A 2,705-nucleotide genomic window follows, 5' to 3' on the forward strand; every position below is an offset into this window, starting at 1 on the left:
GAGAGCAAACCCGGAGAACTGAAACATCTAAGTACCCGGAGGAAAAGAAATCGAAGAGATTCCGTAAGTAGTGGCGAGCGAAAGCGGATTAGCCCAAAAGCTAATTTATGTTTAATAGAATGTTCTGGAAAGAACAGCCGTAGCGGGTGATAGCCCCGTATATGAAAGGCATATTTAAGTGATAAATGAGTAGGGCGGGACACGTGAAATCCTGTCTGAATATGGGGGGACCATCCTCCAAGGCTAAATACTCCTGAAAGACCGATAGTGAACAAGTACTGTGAAGGAAAGGTGAAAAGCACTTCGAATAGAAGGGTGAAATAGAACCTGAAACCGTACGCCTACAAGCGGTCGGAGCACCTATATGGTGTGACGGCGTGCCTTTTGCATAATGAGCCTACGAGTTAATTTTACTAGCGAGGTTAAGGTATTAAGTACCGGAGCCGGAGCGAAAGCGAGTCTGAATAGGGCGCTTAGTTAGTAGGATTAGACGCGAAACCTTGTGATCTACCCATGGGCAGGTTGAAGCTCTGGTAACACAGAGTGGAGGACCGAACCGGTTGACGTTGAAAAGTCTTCGGATGACCTGTGGGTAGGGGTGAAAGGCCAATCAAACTGGGAGATAGCTCGTACTCTCCGAAATGCATTTAGGTGCAGCGTCGTATATAAGTTTATTAGAGGTAGAGCTACTGATTGGATGCGGGGGTTTCACCACCTACCAATTCCTGACAAACTCCGAATGCTAATAAATGTTCTACGGCAGTGAGGGCATGGGTGCTAAGGTCCATGTCCGAGAGGGAAAGAACCCAGACCAACAGCTAAGGTCCCCAAATATATGTTAAGTTGAAGCAACGCGGTTGGACTGCATTGACAGCTAGGATGTTGGCTTGGAAGCAGCCATTCATTTAAAGAGTGCGTAACAGCTCACTAGTCGAGCGGTCCGGCATGGATAATAATCGGGCATAAACATATTACCGAAGCTATGGATTTGTACCTTGTGTACATCTGGTAGGAGAGCATTCTATTTGCGCCGAAGCAGTATCGTGAGGTATTGTGGAGCGGATAGAAAAGAAAATGTAGGCATAAGTAACGATAAAGGGGGCGAGAAACCCCCTCACCGAAAGACTAAGGTTTCCTCAGCCATGCTAATCAGCTGAGGGTTAGTCGGGACCTAACGCGAACCCGAAAGGGGTAGTGGATGGACAATGGGTTAATATTCCCATACTTGCTCACACTAAAAAGGGGACGGAGTGCCGTACCTGCTGGAGACTGACGGAATAGTCAAGGCCTAGCCTTCGGGCGAAGCTGCTGCAGGGAAAGTGCTTCCAAGAAAAGCCGAAGTGAAGCAACCCGTACCAAAACCGACACAGGTAGTCGAGGAGAGAATCCTAAGGTGCTAGAGTGAATCATGGTTAAGGAACTAGGCAAAATAGTCTCGTAACTTCGGGAGAAGAGACGCCATCAGCAATGGTGGCCGCAGTAAAGAGGCCCAGGCGACTGTTTATCAAAAACACAGGACTCTGCAAAATCGAAAGATGCAGTATAGGGTCTGACACCTGCCCGGTGCTGGAAGGTTAAGGAAGGTGCTTAGGGTTAAACCGAAGGCATTGACTGAAGCCCCAGTAAACGGCGGCCGTAACTATAACGGTCCTAAGGTAGCGAAATTCCTTGTCGGGTAAGTTCCGACCTGCACGAATGGTGTAACGATCTGGGCACTGTCTCAACCATGAGCTCTGTGAAATTGTAGTCTCGGTGAAGATGCCGAGTACCCGCAATGGGACGAAAAGACCCTGTGAACCTTTACTATAACTTCGTATTGACTTTGAGTAAGTAATGTGTAGGATAGGTGGGAGGCTTTGAAGCTTGCACGCTAGTGTAGGTGGAGCCGACGTTGAAATACCACCCTTTACTTACTTGGAGCCTAACTTCTTTTAGAAGGACATTGCGTGGTGGGTAGTTTGACTGGGGTGGTCGCCTCCAAAAGAGTAACGGAGGCTTTCAAAGGTACCCTCAGCACGCTTGGTAACCGTGCGTAGAGTGTAATGGCATAAGGGTGCTTGACTGTGAGACCTACAAGTCGATCAGGTGCGAAAGCAGGACATAGTGATCCGGTGGTTCCGTATGGAAGGGCCATCGCTCATAGGATAAAAGGTACTCCGGGGATAACAGGCTAGTCTCCCCCAAGAGCTCACATCGACGGGGAGGTTCGGCACCTCGATGTCGGCTCGTCACATCCTGGGGCTGGAGAAGGTCCCAAGGGTTGGGCTGTTCGCCCATTAAAGTGGCACGCGAGCTGGGTTCAGAACGTCGTGAGACAGTTCGGTCTCTATCTATTGCGGGCGTTAGATGTTTGAGAGGGCTTGATTCTAGTACGAGAGGACCGAATTGAACAAACCTCTGGTGTATCAGTTGTACCGCCAGGTGCACCGCTGAGTAGCTACGTTTGGAAGAGATAAGCACTGAAGGCATATAAGTGCGAAACTCGCCTCAAGATGAGACATCTTTTAAGGGTCGTTGGAGATGACGACGTTGATAGGCTACAGGTGTAAAGGCAGTAATGCCATAGCCGAGTAGTACTAATTACCCGTAGATTTATAGCCTAATATGGCGCACGGAAGTGCAGCAAGGTTACCTCTTTGTGAACGTTTTTATCGATTAAACCAGATGTCAGGTAACAGACATCAGATAACAGACCAATACGTCTG

At 48.7% G+C, this 2,705-nt stretch carries 1 rRNA gene; it reads left to right on the top strand.

The window, feature by feature from the left end:
- A 23S ribosomal RNA gene (locus tag SCA31_RS22345) occupies window positions 1-2,600 on the top strand; the annotation flags it as partial.
- Window positions 2,601-2,705: the final 105 nt, after the last annotated feature.

Origin of the sequence: Chryseobacterium sp. SIMBA_028 (assembly GCF_046535285.1) — a bacterium.
In the GTDB taxonomy this organism is placed as follows: Bacteria; Bacteroidota; Bacteroidia; order Flavobacteriales; family Weeksellaceae; genus Chryseobacterium.